This is a genomic window from Aphanothece sacrum FPU1, from assembly GCF_003864295.1.
GTDB classification, from domain to species: domain Bacteria; phylum Cyanobacteriota; class Cyanobacteriia; order Cyanobacteriales; family Microcystaceae; genus Aphanothece_B; species Aphanothece_B sacrum.
Genome location: NZ_BDQK01000007.1, coordinates 84894 through 101165, shown reverse-complemented (window position 1 = coordinate 101165; position 16272 = coordinate 84894). Strand labels below are relative to the sequence as shown.

Genomic DNA, 16272 nt, shown 5'->3' with positions numbered 1-16272 from the left:
AAAAAACCCACCCTAACCTATAGTTAGAATGGGGGAAAATGCTTTGATTAGTTCATATAGGGGAATTGGCCCCTAAAAAATTCAATGGTTTTAGTAACGACCGCCACGGCCACCACCGCCACCGCGTCCACCGCGGTCAAAGCCGCCGCCGCCTTTGCTTTCACGTTCTTTAGCTTTGTTTACTTTTAAGGTGCGTCCCATCCATTCAGCACCATCAAGGGTGGAAATGGCAGCATCTTCTTGAGTAGCGGTATCCATTTCGACGAAAGCAAAGCCACGAACCTTACCTGTATCGCGGTCAGTGGGAAGATGTACACGCTTAACGGCACCATACTCAGCAAAAACTGAACTGAGGTCAGCCTCAGATACGTCATAAGAAAGATTGCCTACATAAATCGACATGGAGTGTCTCCTGGGATTAGAACTTGTTGTAGAGATCGAGTGGTCGGAGAGATCATGCCAAGGCTAAACGGGGGAATACCTGTTGCTGCTAATAACAAACTCTTCTACCGATACTTAATTGTCTCGGTCTTCATTATAACACAAGATAACTTTTTCGGGAAACTTTCAATCAATCTTAGGGTCTATCTTTAAAAATGCAAAAAGAGGACTCCCGCTACACCGAGCTTGTTAGCGGTGAGATTAATTTTTGCCGTGGGAGTATGTCAATGAGATATAAGGTAAAAGAGACTAAATGCAAAGCTAATATTAAAATAAGTAACATAAGCAAAATTCAAACTCCCTTTGATGGAGGTTAAGACTTTGGATGAACTACGAGCAGCATTAGAACTAGCCACAGAAGACGAGCTTCGTCATTTAACCCAAATTCTCTTCTGTCGTAAATTCAACCCCCTTGATTATTTACAAACCCCTGACCCCATTGAAGTAGAAAGTCAAGATTGGAATCAATGGTTAGACACCCTAGAACATCGATTTCGTTACCTAGCAGCTGATGGATTCACTGTCCTACAAAATAAGACCAAAAACGTCAGCTATCGTCAAACATTGATTCGTGTCTGTCATTACATAAAAATTCCTTATTCTAATCAAATGGCCACTACTGATATCGAGGCTGAAATCTTTCTCCATTTGGTCGGTAAAGCTTGGAAACGCCTTCCCATAAATGAACAAGAAAGCCTGACTACTCACATTCAACAATCTTTCGCTAAATCCACTTTACCTGACGCTTTACCTGTCAACTTTCAACATAATCCTATTAATCTTTTTTTAAAAGGTAGCAGTGCCTTCGCTGTTAATTCTCTGGTCAAACCTTGGCTTCTCAAACAAATTGCCCAACAATTTGCCCTCCATTTTGCCCGTTATCAGGTAGCGCAACAAGCCTTAGTGCGAGGTGGTGCCGCTTTAGCTGGCGAATTGGCTGTTAATACGGCTAAACGAGGTATGGCTACAAGTGCGGCTCGTTATGGGGCAGTTAGAAGCGTTTTTGCCTTTTTGGGACCTGTTTTATGGGGCTGGTTTCTGGCTGATTTAGGCTGGCGAGCGGTGGCTACTAACTATGGTCGCATTATTCCGGTCATTTTTGCTTTAGCTCAAATTCGTCTGACTCGCACCGACTGTTGGGAACCTGCTTAAACTATTGATTAATTAGCGATTGTGAAATCTGTTTTATCTCCCTCAAAAACTACTGAAAGTATGCCCCAGTGGGTTAAAAACTGCGTTAAATTTGGGGTTTGTATCTTACCTTTTTCGGCGGATTTAGGGGCAACCTCTTTAGTCTTTTCTTTATTGGGAATCTGGAAGCAACGTTATCGTCAAATTTCAGCTTATCCCTTACATTGGGGCTTAGGCTTATTTACTTTTTGGCTTATCTTTACTACCTTATTCGCTTTTAAACCCATTTTTGCTTTAGAAGGAATATTTAATTTTCTGCCTAGTATAGCTTTATTGGCTGCTTTTACTATTTTCTTTAATAATTTTGCTCGCTTGCATCAGTTAGCTTGGTGGCTAATTTTAACCTCTATTCCTCTAGTGTTTTTGGGGGTAATGCAGTTAGTTTGGGGCTGGGAAACTCCTTTCTTTTTTAGACCTCTTGGGATTCAATTAATTGCCTATGGCAACCCTGATGGTCGTATGTCCTCTCTACTCATGTATGCTAACACTTTAGCTATGTATTTATTGATGACTTTTGTTTTGGCCTTGGGGTTGTGGATAGATACTTATCAAGTCTGGCGACAGGATAGCAAAAAAAGACTACTTTTACCCCTGGGAATTTTAACTATAGCTGTGGTTGGGGACGGTATTGGACTAATTTTAACCAATTCTCGCAGTGCTTGGGGTTTAGGTTTATTGGGGTTAATGGCCTTTGCTTTGTACTTACGTTGGTATTGGGTTCTGGGGGGAGTAGCGATCGCCATTGGGGCTATTTTTTGGGCCGCTTGGATTCCCTGGGGACAAGACACTTTACGTCAAATTGTCCCTGCTTACTTTTGGACCAGACTAACGGATCAATTATACGATGATCGTTATGTGACGGCTTTACGCACGACTCAATGGCAAGTAGCATGGGAAATGATGTTACAAAGACCTTGGTTGGGATGGGGCTTGCGTAATTTTACCCCAGTTTATCAAATTGAGATGAATGTTTGGATGGGACACCCCCACAATTTATTCTTAATGTTATTGGCTGAAATTGGTATTCCAGGGTTGTTAATTTTGGGGGGAGTGGTAGGATATATTCTGTTTGGCGGTGTAAAATTATTAATATTATGGTCGAAAGATAGTTATTCATTACATAAATCTAATTTACTGTCTAATGATCTATTTTATCAACGACGACAGCGACAACATTTATTGTTGTTTACTTATTTGGTGACTTTTAGTATGTTTGTGTTTTTTAATTGTTTTGATATCAGTATTTTTGATTTACGTTTGAATCTTCCTGGATGGATATTATTATCGGCGATCGCAGGAATTGTTTATCGTTATCAAAGAAGACTTCAGTTATTCTAGAATTAAATCTTTAATTCTAGAATTTAAGGACAGGGTTCTATTGTCCAATGAGTTGAGGAGTCACTTCGTTGACAAGACTGTTGACGACCTACTTCTTTTAAACGCCATTTTCCAATAGATTGATCAAATTGAAACTTAAGTCGGTAACGTATTCCCTTAACGGAGTCATCGGGTAGGTTCAATTGGGTTAAAATCACCGTTTTCTCAAAACCTCCTTCTTTCAACACCTTTGTTTCTTGGGAGAACTTTCCTTCAATCGTTTCTTTCTTCCCAAATAAGTCTAATGTCAATGCTTCAGGATCATTTCCTATTAATATTCCTTTGACTTCAGCTAAATTTATTGGTTGATAAGTATTTTCTGTTGAATCGATGACTTTAGAGTTACATCCGATAAGAAGTAAGCTGAAACTTAACCCTAGCTTTACTGGTAAACTTGGTAATTTTATTCTTCTTTTGATTAGCATTTTAAATATTTCCACTTTAAAGACTCTTGAAAGGAGTTGACTATGAACTCCTAACTCTGAACTCAGGTTAATGTTATCATAAAATAACCTATAAGTGATAACGGCTTTAATGACTATATTTAACCAAGAACGTTTATTGTTTAATCCTGTATCTCCTAACTCAGATGCTATTCCCGTGATTTTTGCATTTCCTAATGAGTATAGTGTAGGCATTACCAGTTTAGGTTATCAAATTATTTGGGCAAGTTTTGCCAGCTATCCAGAGATTTCTGTAAGTCGCTTATTTACGGATATTCAAGAACCTTTACCGAGAAACCCTGAACTATTAGGCTTTTCTTTTTCTTGGGAATTAGATTATGTTAATATTCTGAATATTCTGGAATTATTAGACATTCCTCTCCAAAGTGATCAACGAGATAATAATCATCCTTTGGTTTTTGGCGGTGGCCCCGTTTTAACAGCAAATTCTGAACCATTTGCTGCTTTTTTTGATATCATTTTATTAGGAGATGGTGAAAATCTAATTAAGGATTTTATTAGAGCTTATCAAGAAGTTAGAAATGCTAATAGAGGAGCAAAATTACGCCATTTAGCTACGGTTGCTGGTGTCTATATTCCCAGTTTATATGAAGTGACTTATCATAGTGTTGATGGTGAAATTAAATCAATTATTCCTCTTGATAATACCATTCCTTCTTTTATTGAAAAACAAACTTATCGTAGCAATATTTTATCTGCTTCAACTGTAGTCACTGAAAAAGCTGCTTGGGAAAGTATCTATATGGTAGAAGTAGTCAGAAGTTGTCCCGAAATGTGTCGTTTCTGTTTGGCGAGTTATTTGACTTTACCTTTCCGCACAGCCAGTTTAGAAAGTTCTTTAATTCCTGCTATTGAAAAAGGCCTAACGGTGACAAATAGAATAGGATTATTAGGCGCATCTGTTACTCAACATCCTGAATTTGAAAGCTTATTAGACTATTTATCTCAACCTAAATATGATCATATTCGTGTTAGTATTGCCTCAGTTCGCACCAATACTGTGAGTGAAAAATTAGCTAAAACTCTTGCTAATAGAGGAACAAAATCTATTACTATTGCCGTTGAAAGTGGTTCAGAAAAAGTCAGGAAAATTATTAATAAAAAACTAACCAATGATGAAATTATTCAAGCTGCTATTAATGCTAAAGCAGGAGGACTTAAAGGAATTAAATTATATGGTATGGCAGGAATTCCAGGGGAAGAAGATACCGATATTGAAGAAACTATTCTCATGTTAGATGCTGTTAAAAAAGCAGCCCCAGGATTAAAAATAACTTTTGGTTGTAGCACTTTTGTCCCTAAATCCCATACTCCCTTTCAATGGTTAGGAGTGAATAAAACAGCTAAAAAACAGCTTCAATATTTAGAAAAACAATTAGGCAAAAAAAACATAGAATTTCGTCCAGAAAGTTATAATTGGTCAGTGATACAAGCTTTAATTTCTAGAGGCGATCGCCGTTTGAGTCAATTATTAGAATTAACTCGTCATTATGGAGATTCTTTAGGCAGTTATAAAAGGGCATTTAAAGAATTAAAAGGAAAATTACCTCCCTTAGAATTTTATGTTCATGATAACTGGAAAACTGAGCAAATATTACCCTGGCATCATTTGAAAGGACCTTTACCTCAAGCTACTCTAATTAAACATCTAGAAGAAGCCATGACGGTTCCACTGGACTTGCTATGCTAAACTAATAATATTGTTTTTTTTGTAGGGGTCAACAGCCGTTGACCCCTACCGATAGGGTCTGTGGGTAAATCCTAGATACAAAAATCAAGCCAAATAGCTTAATAAATATTCATAATAATTGTTGGCTAAACAGCCCATAAATTATTATAATAGAATTATTAATGAATACCATTTCAGCCCTAACATAATAGGACAATGAGCCTGAGTTTGCCAACCTAGTTAATAAATAACTAATACTAAATTTTTTCAGCCATAAATCTCTGGTTGGGAATGACTGCAACCGCAAATATTGGCTCGTTTAGCTAGATCTGGTAGCTATTTTATGAGCGATGGAGAGTAAAGAATTATGCATGATATGCACTTCAAACCCTTAACGGATAAAGATCGCAAAAGAAATCAATATTTAGAGCAAATAAATCATGCCCCCTACTTTGGGATTTTCATGGTGATTATGGTTCTCTTTTTGTTATTTACCACTGCAGTGTTAATGGGAGTATTTTAAGGAAAAGTAGCAAAAACAGACTATTAAGCCCGCAAAAGCGGGCTAATTACCTATAGCATATTTTTCAATGAGAGCAATATGTAAAGTTTTGTCTTTTTTCGCTCAAGACCCCGCTAGTCATGATAGGGTTTTAAAGGTTAGGATGTTATATTGAGAGTAAGAGGACAGTTTAACTATGGAAATAATGCCAACGCACCAAGAGACAATGCAAGAAAGCATTAGAGATTATGTGGCCCAACTACAACTACACATGGCCCTACAGGCGAGAAATTTGATGCCTCCCTTCACTCAAACAAACGATCCTCGTCAACAATTATTACAAGAAACTCAAGCAGTGGTTGAAAAGTTGGCTTCCCGTCAAACTCGGTGATTAAGACTCTTCAAAAGCATATAAATCTTTTCCTTGTCCCCAAGCAAAACGGAAAGATTGTTTAAATGTGCCATTGGACTGACTGAAAAATAATAGTAAAGCTATGAGGGCTAAACTACCCGCTAAACCGAATAAATGACGGTAACTTAGGATTTCTGCTAATATTCCGAAGACTGGCCCTGCGATCGCCACTCCCAGATCAAACCCCCCTAGACAAACTGAATAGACTCGGCCCCTTTCTTGAGAAGAAGAGCGATCAGAAATTAAGGTTAGGAGCATGGGAATTAGAATACCCGAACCAGTTCCTTCCAATAAAGCGGCCAGAAGGAAGGTACTTTGACCATTAACTTGGGTTAATAGTAGCATAGAAAGCATATAGCATAGCAAACTCAAGCTAATAAATAACCCTCGGCCGTAACGATCAGACGCTTGACCCGAAAAGATGCGAGAAGAAAAACTCGCTAACGCAGCGACAGTATAGAATAGTCCAGCATTTAACCCTAAACCGCTTTCACCAGCAAATAGGGGTAAAAACGTTACCAGAGTCCCGAATAATAACCCAATGAGCAGTAAAAGCAGGGAAGGGATTAATAAGGAAGGATTTGACAATAATTGCCAAAAACTACGGGAGGGTTTCTGAGATACTTCTGAATGAGTATCAGACTCAAGATAACGAGGCTTTTCTTGAACATAACCGGCCAAAAAATAGGCAGAGAACCCTAAAATTGTGGTTGTGATAAATAAGGGAGGATAACCCACAAAACTTTCTAACCATCCCCCCAAAGCTGGCCCAATAGCCATACCTACGGGAGCAACTAAGGTCATATAACCGAGAATTTCTCCCCGTTGTTTGACTGGAGATAAATCCACCACTAAAGCACTATAACCTGTGGTAAAGGCCGCAACACTAATACCATGTACTGCACGAACTGGGATCAAGGGAAAAACAGAATGTATTAGTAGATAACCAATAGGAGCAATTCCAGCGGCCAAAGTTCCGATACGAACCACCAACTTACGACTATGAGTATCTGCTAAATGGCCTAACAAAGTACGAGAACCTAATAGGCCAATGGCAAAACTGCCCATGACGAATCCGACTTGAGAATTAGTACCACCAAGATATTTAATGTAGGTGGGTAAGGTCGGTAAAAGGGCAGTTAGACTCATCCAAAATAATAACCCAATGGCTAATAACAGCAGGAAGCTCTGTTGTTTTTCTAATTCAAGGGACTTAAAGGTTTTCAGGGCATTCACAGGCTAAATTAGGCGAGGATTTTTGAGAGTAACAGCTTAACTATTCTTAATCTAACGTGGTTCTGAGGATTGGAAACGCCGAACCATGATTTCTTTTTCCCGTTCACGGGTGCGGGCAATGTCGTAAGAAGACTGCATCCGCATAAGTGTATCCATTTTCACGCCAAAAGCCTTTTCAAGTCGCAATGCCATAGAACCCGATAAATCAGTCTTGCCATTCAACAGACTTGACAAAGCGGGACGGGACACCTGAAGGACTTGCGCGGCGGATTTTATTCAAGGCTTTGTTAACTAATTTAGCGACAGCTACATTTTACCACTAAATGCCGAAAGAGCCGTATTCCCACGCAGCCTAGATCATTTTTGGAGCGTGGGTTTAATGCTAAAGTTGACCGCAATTAGTAATTGTCGGTTTTTTTGGATACACTATAGTTCCCGATGATGATCCCGTTTTTTCTAGCTTTTCTACAACATCTAAACCTTTGGATACTTGTCCAAAAACCACGTGTTTACCATCTAACCAGGGACAAGGAACAAGACAAATAAAGAACTGAGAACCATTGGTATTTGGCCCAGCATTCGCCATAGAAAGAATCCCAGGTTCCGTGTGTTTTAGTTGAAAATTTTCATCCTTAAATTTGTCGCCATAAATGGATTTTCCACCTGTGCCATTACCACGAGTAAAGTCTCCCCCTTGTATCATAAAGTTAGGGATAATGCGATGAAAAGCACTATTTTTGTAGCCAAAACCCGCGTCTCCAGTACATAATTGACGAAAATTTTCGGCTGTTTCCGGGACGATATCAGCAAAAAGCTCAAATTCTATACGGCCGGTATGTTCGCCATCCTTATCCTGGTATTCAACATCAAAAAATACGATCGGGTTTGTCATCGTGCAAGCTCCATTGTTTAAAATTGGGAATAAGAAAATTGGATTTTTGGTAATTTCCCAGAATTATTTTAACATTTACAATGGTTTAAGCAAGATCTCACAATTTGGCAACGCCGGACTCCTTTGTTGTGCTAGAAGTCCCCAACACCCCTCAATTGGGTTATAATAAACTATAAAATTTAGAATAGAGGCAATAGAAATGGATGGTCAGTGTCTTTGCGGTGCAATAACAGTCAAAACGCCCGATAAAAATAGCATAGATGCTTGTCATTGTGGGATGTGTCGGCGATGGGGAGGCGGGCCAGCATTAGGTGTATCTTGTGGCTCAGATGTGAAGATAGAGGGTGTTGATAAACTGAAAGTTTATAACTCATCAGAATGGGCCCAAAGAGGTTTTTGCGGTGAATGTGGTACCCATATTTTCTACAGATTATTGTCTACTAATCAATATTTTGTCCCAGCAGGTCTTTTTCAGAATGGAATTGAATTTGAGTTCACAGAACAAATTTTTATCGACAGAAAACCTAGTTACTATGAATTTGCCAATCAAACCTTGAATTTGACAGAAGCAGAAGTCTTCGCCAAATTTGCACCAACTAAAGAAATATAACATTACGTCTGGCTCAAAAAAATACCCCTGAGAGCAGGGGAACCTTGAATATTCTCTAAAAGTTTCTTTTACAAGGCTTGACCACTCAAGCTAGGAATACTTTTAAATTTTTTAATGTCTTCTACTTCATCAAAAAGCGTCAATTTATGGGGCTTACACCGCTTAACTTGTACTTTGATGTCTTTGGCTCCTTCTCCATAAAGATCTTCTACATAACCTCCATAAGATGTCTGTGCTTCTTCTTTGCTAACAAATGGGCCAAAGTAGTAGGTACATTTGGGATTGTCTGTAATAATCTCTACCCAGTAAGCTAGTCCTAAAACATCCAAAACTTTAAGTATGGGTTCTTTCATCATGGTTTCCTAATAATTAGCTTTTAACTATGTTATTTTAACCTTAAGTTTTGAGAATTTTGTTACATTCTGTGATTGTTCTTATATTTTATTTATACTCTTTTGTTTGGGTTGGGTGCAGTATTCTCAGATACAGACTTTAAATACAACTTATCTGACCAACGTTGACGACACACTTCATAAAGGGAGATGGCCGAGGCAACTGAGGCATTTAAACTAGGGGTTTTTCCCGTTAGAGGAATAGAAACAAGTTCATCACAACAGCGTTGAGTTAATAAACTTAACCCACTGCCTTCTGAGCCTACCACTAATCCTATGGCACCACGAAAGTTAACCTGGTGTAATAGCTTACCTTGATCTGTGGCTGTCCCATAAATCCAAAATCCGGCTTTTTTCAACTGTTCTAAGGCCCGACTCAGATTAACAACTCTGGCCACCGGAAAAGATTCTAAAGCCCCAGCCGCTACTTTACTCACCGTTGAGGTTATCCCAGCCGCTCGTCTTTGAGGAATAATTAAACCTTGGGCCCCCATAGCTTCTGCCGTGCGAATAATCGCCCCTAAATTATGAGGATCAGAAATACCATCAGCAATGATAATAATCGGTTCATCACTGACTTGCTTAGCTTGAGCAATTAATTCATCTAAATCATGATAAGTATAAGGCGCAACTTGGGCTGCTATCCCCTGATGATTGCCTCCTGCGGTGATTTGGGTTAACCGTTGCATATCCACTTCATCAATGACGGTTCCCTTCCCTTTGGCCTCCAGCAGCAGGGAGTGAAAACGGGGATCATAATGCAGTCGATCTGTGACCCAAATTCGATTTAACTGGCGATCGCCTTCTAAGACAGCTAATACAGAATGACGGCCATAAATTAAATCTTGGGACTCCTCATCAGGTTCTTGAATCTCTTTTTTAGTTGGAATAGGAGAAGACGAGGAAAATTTAGGCTTAATCTTCGGAGAATGAGACTGACGAGTATCAGCCGAGGGAATTGGACGAGGATGTTCATTCATAATTAAACTTTAGGCTTTAATTTAGGTAAAATCTACACTTAGTTTTTCTAGTAATTGTTGTAAACGCTCAGGGTTATATAAGTAAAGATAACCAATTAAAGTTTCGAGACTAGTAGCTTGTTGATAAACTTCCCTTGATAATCGTCTAGGAATTCCTGTGGCAGCATTTCTTCCCCGTCTGACAATCTCTCTTTCAGCTTCCGTTAGATGGGGAGTCAGATTACGCAATGAGGCGGCTTGAGTTTCGGCTCTTACTTGTGCCACCACTTGATTATGATAGTCGGTCAGTCGTCGCGGAGGCAATAGATAATGGGTACGAACATACAGTTCATAGACCCCATCCCCTAAATAAGCCAAGAAAGCGGGAGACAACTGCCGACTTAACGCCACCTCATCCACTCCCAAAACAACATTAAAGTTAACCCCCAGGTGGCTTGGGCTGACTTTAGAGGAAGTTAGAGACTCGGTCCCATCAGAATTTGATAAGTTCACACCGTTATCATCAGGGTTGCTATTTTTTCTTGTTGTCCTTTTCCTTGACCAGATGCTCGAGTGCCTCTTCTATTTTATCTCGTAGGGACAAGAATTTTTCCAGTCGCACTAACTTGACAGTTTGTGTCACCCTGGGATTTGTCACCACCTGTAAACTTCCCCCCTGTTCTTGCGCTTTTTTTACTAACTGTACTAATGCCCCTAGTCCCGAACTATCGATAAAATCGATTTGAGACAGAACTAAGATCACGTCTGCGGGTCCTTCCTCAATATGGTTTCCGATGACTTTGCGGAAAGTGGGTTCGGAAAAAGCGTCTAATAGGCCCGTTAGGCGAAAAATTTGGTAATTCTCTTTAACTTCGCGAGTCCCGCGTAAACTCACGGTTAGGTTTAGTGGATCAGGAATAGGTTCCTCCTTAACATTAACTGTTTTGCTAAGTCAATACTATAGCATAGCTTATTTGGGAAATTTTGACGACACTGAACATTAATTTCTTTACTTTTACGTTAATCTTGAAAATTTTACAAAACTTTACTTTTTACCGGTCAATTTTTGGCTTTGGCTCGATAGTCTTGTAAGAATTCTTAATAAAAAATGGTAACAAATCAGTTTAATCTACCATATCAGACAGTTTTTTAAGCTTTTGTGACAAGTCATTGATCCAGTAATCACTCAAAAAAGAGGAAAGTATAGCATGAGCGTTAATTTAGCAACCATGTTACGGGAAGGTACTAAAAAATCCCACACAATGGCAGAGAATGTTGGTTTTGTCAAGTGCTTTTTGAAAGGGGTTGTTGAAAAGAATTCCTATCGAACCTTAGTGGCTAATCTTTATTTTGTGTATTCGGCCATGGAAGAGGAAATGGAAAAATTGCGCGACCATAAAATTGTTTCCAAAATTTACTTTCCTCAATTGCATCGTAAACAGTCTCTAGAGAAAGATTTATATTTCTATTATGGGACAAATTGGCGCAATGAAGTAGCCCCCTCTAACGCTGCCCAAGCTTATGTAGCACGGATTAGAGAAATCGCAGCCACTCAACCAGAACTGTTAGCGGCTCATTCTTATACCCGTTATTTAGGGGATTTATCAGGGGGACAAATTCTCAAAAACATTGCTCAACGGGCGATGAATTTAGGAGAAAATGGCGGCACAGCTTTTTATGAATTCGAGACAATTCCTGATGAAAAAGCCTTCAAAAATGAATATCGTCAAGCTTTAAATGATTTACCGATTGATCAAGCTACGGCTGATGTAATTGTTGAGGAAGCTAATGCTGCTTTTGGCATGAATATGAAGATGTTCATGGAACTTGAAGGCAATCTTATTAAGGCGATTGGTATTATGTTATTTAATACTTTAACCCGTCGTCGTAGTGGTGGTAGCACCGAATTAGTCACGGTTAAGTAAAGAAAAGGGGTTATTAAGTTTAACTCACTTCTAGACTAATAAAAACCATAAGGTTTAATAATCCTGAAAGCTTGATTGCGTGATGTCAGTCGTTGTCAAGTTTTCAGGATTAGTTTTATTGGTTTTTTAGTATATCTTGATCTAAAAGATTTATATTTATAGTAAATTTCGCGCAAAGACGCAAAGGAGGAAAACAAGAAATGATTAAGGATATTGAGATTGAGAATTTTAGATGTTTTGAACATACTAAGATAGAAGGTTTTGAACGGGTTAATTTAATTGGTGGTAAGAATAATTCTGGTAAAACTGCTTTATTAGAAGCGATATTATTAAATCAGTCTCCTCAATCAAAAACCATCTTTTTATTAAGACAACTTAGACGGGAAAGTGAAGATTTTAGTAAAGCATCTCCTAAAAAAACTTGGGACAACTTTTTTTTAAACAATCAAACAGAAAAAATAGTTAAAATCATCACTAAATCCCTAGATAATAATACTCAAGCAATTAGTTTCTCAGTAACAAAAGAAATAAATTTATATGAACTTTTAGAACTATTTAAAACAGGAAATTTGAATTTTGAAAAAATAACACCGAGAAATTTTGACGAGAAAAATATCTCTTCACTTTTATTTGATAAGGATACCGGTTCAAAATTAATTATAAATATTCAGAAAAAAAATAGTTTAGGAGAAGTGATAAATATTAAGGGGAGTGATATACAATTAATTTCTACCGATACAGGGATTTTTTACACCAAACATTCCAAAAATTCACCTAAAATCAATGATTTAATAACATCTTCCTTAAGCATGAGTAGTGATATGTTAGCTCAAGAATATGATAAAGCAGATGTAGAAAATAGATCATCCATTATTTTAGATTGTTTAAAGATCATAGATAGTTCTTTAGAGACAATGAAAACCTTTAGTATTGGACAGCCACAACTGTACTTAAAAAGGAAAAATGAAAACTATTTACCTATATCTTTATTTGGTGATGCTATTAATAGAATTGTTGAAATAATATTATGTTTTATTAATAATAAAAGTAGTCCACTTTTAATTGATGAAATTGAAAACGGAATACATTACACTAATCATAAAGACTTTTGGAAAGCATTATTTGAATTATCAAAAGAACTTAATGTACAAATTTTCGCTACTACTCATAGTTTAGAAATGATTAAAGCATTTAGAGACATTGGACTTAAATATTATCCCGATAGTGGTGCTTATTTTGAGATGGCAAGACATTATAAAACTGGTCAAATTATTGGTATTAAAAGAGACTTAGAAACCTTAGATTATGCCATTGAACATGCAAAAGGAGTCAGAGGTGAGTAATATTTTAGTAGTCGAAAGTAAGAATGATAAAATATTTCTTGAAGCTTTGATCAATCATCTAAATTATGATATTAAAGTTGATACACCTATTTGTATTGATGACTATGAATGTTTAGAAGGATTAAATAATCAACAACTAATTAAAACTTTAAAAGCATTAAAAGCAGATATACCAAAAAGAGGAATAGAAAAAATTGGTATTGTGATTGATATTGATGATCAAGGAATAGAAAACAGACTAGAAATGGTTAATCAATGTGTTAAAAGTGTTTTTAATAATACAGAAATTTTGCCTAATACCTCAGAGTTAATTACAATACCTACCGACTATCAAAATGAAATAGAAATCGCTTGTTATTTTACTAATGTAGATAATAAAGGGGAATTAGAAACTGTTCTTAAAGCAATTAAAACTAAAAATTCTCCCCATGCTGACTGTTTAATAGAATGGAGAAAATGTATGGAAAAAAATGGATATAAACCCACTGATAAAGACTTTGATAAATTTTGGATTAGTATTTACTTAAGATATGATACTTGTTCTAAACAGGAACAAAAACAAGCAGGAAGAAAGTGCAGTATGAATAGTTTTGACTACATTATGAAAAAGAAACTAGATATCTGGAACTTTGAACATCCTATTTTAGAAGACTTAAAAATGTTTTTAAACCTATTTGAAACGGAAACCTAAGAAAATGAGCGATCGCAAACTACTCCTAATCACAATTATCGTATTAATTATTATAATAATAATAATTCAAATATCTCCTATTTATGCTAGTGATGATAATATTATTCGTGGAGATATTAACCGTTTAGATGCGCGAGTTAGTCGCTTAGAAACTGCTATTCTTGATCTAAGACAACAACAAAGTAATTCCCGTATTAGAGAATCTTCTATTGGTACTTCTCCCCCTATTATTGAAGGAGAAGCTATCGGACGTAGCGAACCCTTATTTGAAAGATTATCAACCTTAGTGATAGAATTAAAAGAAAGAGTCATGAACTTAGAAAAGCGCATGACTCAAATTGAAAAACGATAGTGATATTTTTAGTTAAATTACTTGAGAACTCTCACAGCAATGGTACTTGTATTAAAGTTATATTCTTTTCCTTCTAACTCAATTAAAGTGCCAATTTTAACCTTTTGTTGACCAACAACTGCACCCGTTTCTGTAACTTGTGCGTCTCCTCCTAAAGTGATAATCATATCTTGATAAAATTTAGCTTGTGGGCTAGGATCAGGTAAGGCTTTAACCGTACCGTCCTGTTGAGGAACAAGAGTGGTTCTTGGAATAGTTTGAACCTTTTTGATTCCAAACTCTCCCGCAGGTTGATTACGAATCACAATATTAGTCTTTTTGGTATCCTCAAATTGACGAATTAGAGATTCTGGATCAAGTACCCCAAGACCTCGTACAATAACATCAACTTCAATGGGTTTATTAATAACTTGTGCAATGGTACTGCTTCCCGACTTACCAGGGACAAGAAAAATACCCACGATAACTAAAAAAATCACTAATGCAGCCCCTAAGTCTAGGATACTAACTTTTCCAAATAAACGGCCTTTAGAATCTAATATTTTCATAAATAAATAACTCAATCAGTGTGAAAATGAGGAACAATCAAGGTTAAAAAGGGATGTCAACTATCTGGTGTTTAGGTAGAAATGACAAATTTCAGCAATTCTATCATAATGCCTTTCCCTTTCTCAACATGGATGACGCATTATTAGCTTAAAAGTATCCCAAAATTTGTTGAAATTAATATTATGAGAGTTAGTTCTTGTGTTTAACTAATATTTAACTATTGAAAATATAAGCAAATATTATATTTTTTTTGTATAGGCAACCAATCTTCATCTAATAATTGCTCTAGACTATAAGGACAATCATTAGGAAAAATACTTTTATCTAAACTTGTCTTAATGATAACATATTTAACTGCCTCCGGCGGGTTTTGATATAATCGTAATGGTTGATTAACAAAGGCAGTAAGGGCGGGTTTATCTAGTTTTTTGTTGAGAATCATTGATTTATGTAAAAAACCCGCCCCTACAAATTTTGTGTAATTAATTTTGTCTACCTACTTATACTAAATTTTCATTTATTGTAATTTTTGAGAAACAAATTGAACCCTAATTTGATATCCTGAAGAGAGGGAAACTCACAGAGGTTGTCCTGACTATTCATTTCTGATGAACCTATGCAAACTCAAAATACTCATCTCCCTTCTTCTCCTCTTATTATACCATCTTTTGCTCCTAGAATCGCCTCCGTTAGCCGCACAACTCAGGAAACAGATGTTCAAGTAACCTTGAATTTAGATGGTCAAGGAAACTGTGATGCAGCGACAGGAATTCCCTTTCTTGATCATATGTTACATCAAATTGCTTCTCATGGATTAATTGACTTAGAAATTAAGTCTACAGGAGACATTCATATTGATGATCATCATACTAATGAAGATGTAGGAATAACTTTAGGTCAAGCATTAGCAAAAGCTTTAGGTGAGCGCAAAGGAATTGTTCGTTTTGGTCATTTTATCGCCCCATTAGATGAAGCTTTAGTTCAAGTTTCTTTGGATTTTTCGGGACGACCTCATTTAAGTTATGGTCTACAAATTCCTACCCAAAGAGTTGGAAATTATGATACACAATTAGTGAGAGAATTTTTTGTTGCAGTTGTTAATCATAGTCAAATGACTTTACATATTCGTCAATTAGATGGAGTTAATTCTCATCATATCATTGAAGCAACTTTTAAAGCTTTTGCTAGATCGATGAGAATGGCTTTAGAAATTGATCCTCGTCGCACTAATTCTATTCCTAGTTCTAAAGGGGTTTTAATGGCCTAA

22 protein-coding genes are annotated in these 16272 nt (G+C 36.9%); 11 read left to right on the top strand and 11 right to left on the bottom strand.

Going from position 1 to position 16272, the window contains the following annotated elements:
* Window positions 1–90: 90 nt before the first annotated feature.
* Window positions 91–402, bottom strand: coding sequence for an RNA-binding regulator (gene rbp / locus AsFPU1_RS09145; protein WP_124974101.1), 312 nt, complete (start codon window positions 400–402; stop codon window positions 91–93).
* Window positions 403–762: 360 nt separating this feature from the next.
* Here rbp and AsFPU1_RS09140 point away from each other — a divergent pair, with 360 nt between their 5' ends.
* Window positions 763–1593 carry a YaaW family protein gene (locus AsFPU1_RS09140; protein WP_124974103.1) on the top strand — a complete coding sequence of 277 codons (831 nt, stop codon included), beginning with the start codon at window positions 763–765 and terminating at the stop codon, window positions 1591–1593.
* 60 nt (window positions 1594–1653) lie between these two features.
* The gene (locus AsFPU1_RS09135) at window positions 1654–2970 is read left to right on the top strand and encodes an O-antigen ligase family protein (protein WP_124974178.1); all 1317 of its coding nucleotides are present in this window, start codon (window positions 1654–1656) and stop codon (window positions 2968–2970) included.
* A gap of 23 nt (window positions 2971–2993) precedes the next feature.
* On the opposite strand, the gene AsFPU1_RS09130 is transcribed toward AsFPU1_RS09135, so the two are convergent.
* Entirely contained in the window at window positions 2994–3434 is a 441-nt protein-coding gene (locus AsFPU1_RS09130; protein ID WP_124974105.1) for a hypothetical protein, read from the bottom strand.
* Window positions 3435–3543: 109 nt separating this feature from the next.
* Here AsFPU1_RS09130 and AsFPU1_RS09125 point away from each other — a divergent pair, with 109 nt between their 5' ends.
* From AsFPU1_RS09125 to AsFPU1_RS09120, 3 genes are all read left to right on the top strand, one after another.
* Complete coding sequence (locus AsFPU1_RS09125; RefSeq protein WP_124974107.1) at window positions 3544–5163, top strand: B12-binding domain-containing radical SAM protein; 1620 nt, start codon at window positions 3544–3546, stop codon at window positions 5161–5163.
* Between the two features lie 346 nt (window positions 5164–5509).
* On the top strand, window positions 5510–5665 hold the full coding sequence (locus AsFPU1_RS22575; protein ID WP_172957486.1) for a hypothetical protein: 156 nt from the start codon (window positions 5510–5512) through the stop codon (window positions 5663–5665).
* A 175-nt stretch (window positions 5666–5840) separates the two neighbouring features.
* Window positions 5841–6035: a hypothetical protein gene (locus AsFPU1_RS09120; protein WP_124974109.1), complete on the top strand. Its 195-nt coding sequence runs from the start codon at window positions 5841–5843 to the stop codon at window positions 6033–6035.
* Here the strand turns inward: AsFPU1_RS09120 and AsFPU1_RS09115 are convergent, their stop codons facing one another.
* From AsFPU1_RS09115 to AsFPU1_RS09105, 3 genes are all read right to left on the bottom strand, one after another.
* The gene (locus AsFPU1_RS09115; RefSeq protein ID WP_124974111.1) at window positions 6036–7292 is read right to left on the bottom strand and encodes an MFS transporter; all 1257 of its coding nucleotides are present in this window, start codon (window positions 7290–7292) and stop codon (window positions 6036–6038) included.
* Window positions 7293–7343: 51 nt separating this feature from the next.
* The gene (locus AsFPU1_RS23405) at window positions 7344–7568 is read right to left on the bottom strand and encodes a HigA family addiction module antitoxin (protein WP_124974181.1); all 225 of its coding nucleotides are present in this window, start codon (window positions 7566–7568) and stop codon (window positions 7344–7346) included.
* Window positions 7569–7674: 106 nt separating this feature from the next.
* Complete coding sequence (locus tag AsFPU1_RS09105; protein ID WP_124974113.1) at window positions 7675–8184, bottom strand: peptidylprolyl isomerase; 510 nt, start codon at window positions 8182–8184, stop codon at window positions 7675–7677.
* 199 nt (window positions 8185–8383) lie between these two features.
* Here AsFPU1_RS09105 and AsFPU1_RS09100 point away from each other — a divergent pair, with 199 nt between their 5' ends.
* Complete coding sequence (locus AsFPU1_RS09100; RefSeq protein ID WP_124974115.1) at window positions 8384–8794, top strand: GFA family protein; 411 nt, start codon at window positions 8384–8386, stop codon at window positions 8792–8794.
* A 68-nt stretch (window positions 8795–8862) separates the two neighbouring features.
* Here the strand turns inward: AsFPU1_RS09100 and AsFPU1_RS09095 are convergent, their stop codons facing one another.
* From AsFPU1_RS09095 to AsFPU1_RS09080, 4 genes are all read right to left on the bottom strand, one after another.
* A complete protein-coding gene (locus tag AsFPU1_RS09095; protein ID WP_124974184.1) occupies window positions 8863–9147 on the bottom strand; it encodes a DUF1816 domain-containing protein in 285 nt (94 codons plus the stop codon).
* 92 nt (window positions 9148–9239) lie between these two features.
* Window positions 9240–10166: a 23S rRNA (guanosine(2251)-2'-O)-methyltransferase RlmB gene (rlmB, locus tag AsFPU1_RS09090; protein ID WP_124974117.1), complete on the bottom strand. Its 927-nt coding sequence runs from the start codon at window positions 10164–10166 to the stop codon at window positions 9240–9242.
* A gap of 21 nt (window positions 10167–10187) precedes the next feature.
* Complete coding sequence (locus tag AsFPU1_RS09085; protein WP_193951196.1) at window positions 10188–10595, bottom strand: Mini-ribonuclease 3; 408 nt, start codon at window positions 10593–10595, stop codon at window positions 10188–10190.
* Window positions 10596–10677: 82 nt separating this feature from the next.
* Entirely contained in the window at window positions 10678–11040 is a 363-nt protein-coding gene (locus tag AsFPU1_RS09080; protein WP_124974121.1) for an STAS domain-containing protein, read from the bottom strand.
* A gap of 313 nt (window positions 11041–11353) precedes the next feature.
* Between AsFPU1_RS09080 and AsFPU1_RS09075 the strand changes: the two genes are divergently transcribed.
* The 4 genes from AsFPU1_RS09075 to AsFPU1_RS09060 all read left to right on the top strand — a co-directional run bounded on the left by AsFPU1_RS09075 (window position 11354) and on the right by AsFPU1_RS09060 (window position 14456).
* Window positions 11354–12070: a biliverdin-producing heme oxygenase gene (locus AsFPU1_RS09075; RefSeq protein WP_124974123.1), complete on the top strand. Its 717-nt coding sequence runs from the start codon at window positions 11354–11356 to the stop codon at window positions 12068–12070.
* Window positions 12071–12270: 200 nt separating this feature from the next.
* The gene (locus AsFPU1_RS09070; RefSeq protein WP_124974124.1) at window positions 12271–13413 is read left to right on the top strand and encodes an AAA family ATPase; all 1143 of its coding nucleotides are present in this window, start codon (window positions 12271–12273) and stop codon (window positions 13411–13413) included.
* Window positions 13406–14104 (top strand): DUF3226 domain-containing protein, encoded by a 699-nt coding sequence (locus AsFPU1_RS09065; protein WP_124974125.1) that lies wholly within the window; start codon window positions 13406–13408, stop codon window positions 14102–14104. The genes AsFPU1_RS09070 and AsFPU1_RS09065 overlap by 8 nt, the downstream gene beginning before the upstream one ends.
* A gap of 4 nt (window positions 14105–14108) precedes the next feature.
* Window positions 14109–14456 (top strand): hypothetical protein, encoded by a 348-nt coding sequence (locus tag AsFPU1_RS09060; RefSeq protein ID WP_124974127.1) that lies wholly within the window; start codon window positions 14109–14111, stop codon window positions 14454–14456.
* 17 nt (window positions 14457–14473) lie between these two features.
* On the opposite strand, the gene AsFPU1_RS09055 is transcribed toward AsFPU1_RS09060, so the two are convergent.
* Together AsFPU1_RS09055 and AsFPU1_RS09050 are read right to left on the bottom strand one after the other, a co-directional pair.
* Entirely contained in the window at window positions 14474–15004 is a 531-nt protein-coding gene (locus AsFPU1_RS09055) for a DUF4330 domain-containing protein (protein ID WP_124974129.1), read from the bottom strand.
* Window positions 15005–15222: 218 nt separating this feature from the next.
* A complete protein-coding gene (locus AsFPU1_RS09050; RefSeq protein WP_124974131.1) occupies window positions 15223–15447 on the bottom strand; it encodes a DUF29 family protein in 225 nt (74 codons plus the stop codon).
* A 174-nt stretch (window positions 15448–15621) separates the two neighbouring features.
* Between AsFPU1_RS09050 and hisB the strand changes: the two genes are divergently transcribed.
* A complete protein-coding gene (gene hisB / locus AsFPU1_RS09045; RefSeq protein WP_124974133.1) occupies window positions 15622–16272 on the top strand; it encodes an imidazoleglycerol-phosphate dehydratase HisB in 651 nt (216 codons plus the stop codon).

Excerpts from the sequence above, each read along its gene's own strand:
- rlmB (WP_124974117.1), bottom strand. The coding sequence starts at position 10,166 with ATGAATGAACATCCTCGTCCAATTCCCTCGGCTGATACTCGTCAGTCT.
- rbp (WP_124974101.1), bottom strand. The coding sequence starts at position 402 with ATGTCGATTTATGTAGGCAATCTTTCTTATGACGTATCTGAGGCTGAC.
- AsFPU1_RS09050 (WP_124974131.1), bottom strand. The coding sequence starts at position 15,447 with ATGATTCTCAACAAAAAACTAGATAAACCCGCCCTTACTGCCTTTGTT.
- hisB (WP_124974133.1), top strand. The coding sequence starts at position 15,622 with ATGCAAACTCAAAATACTCATCTCCCTTCTTCTCCTCTTATTATACCA.
- AsFPU1_RS09095 (WP_124974184.1), bottom strand. The coding sequence starts at position 9,147 with ATGAAAGAACCCATACTTAAAGTTTTGGATGTTTTAGGACTAGCTTAC.
- AsFPU1_RS09060 (WP_124974127.1), top strand. The coding sequence starts at position 14,109 with ATGAGCGATCGCAAACTACTCCTAATCACAATTATCGTATTAATTATT.
- AsFPU1_RS09075 (WP_124974123.1), top strand. The coding sequence starts at position 11,354 with ATGAGCGTTAATTTAGCAACCATGTTACGGGAAGGTACTAAAAAATCC.
- AsFPU1_RS09130 (WP_124974105.1), bottom strand. The coding sequence starts at position 3,434 with ATGCTAATCAAAAGAAGAATAAAATTACCAAGTTTACCAGTAAAGCTA.
- AsFPU1_RS09100 (WP_124974115.1), top strand. The coding sequence starts at position 8,384 with ATGGATGGTCAGTGTCTTTGCGGTGCAATAACAGTCAAAACGCCCGAT.
- AsFPU1_RS09120 (WP_124974109.1), top strand. The coding sequence starts at position 5,841 with ATGGAAATAATGCCAACGCACCAAGAGACAATGCAAGAAAGCATTAGA.
- AsFPU1_RS09070 (WP_124974124.1), top strand. The coding sequence starts at position 12,271 with ATGATTAAGGATATTGAGATTGAGAATTTTAGATGTTTTGAACATACT.
- AsFPU1_RS09105 (WP_124974113.1), bottom strand. The coding sequence starts at position 8,184 with ATGACAAACCCGATCGTATTTTTTGATGTTGAATACCAGGATAAGGAT.
- AsFPU1_RS22575 (WP_172957486.1), top strand. The coding sequence starts at position 5,510 with ATGCATGATATGCACTTCAAACCCTTAACGGATAAAGATCGCAAAAGA.
- AsFPU1_RS09055 (WP_124974129.1), bottom strand. The coding sequence starts at position 15,004 with ATGAAAATATTAGATTCTAAAGGCCGTTTATTTGGAAAAGTTAGTATC.
- AsFPU1_RS09135 (WP_124974178.1), top strand. The coding sequence starts at position 1,654 with ATGCCCCAGTGGGTTAAAAACTGCGTTAAATTTGGGGTTTGTATCTTA.
- AsFPU1_RS09125 (WP_124974107.1), top strand. The coding sequence starts at position 3,544 with ATGACTATATTTAACCAAGAACGTTTATTGTTTAATCCTGTATCTCCT.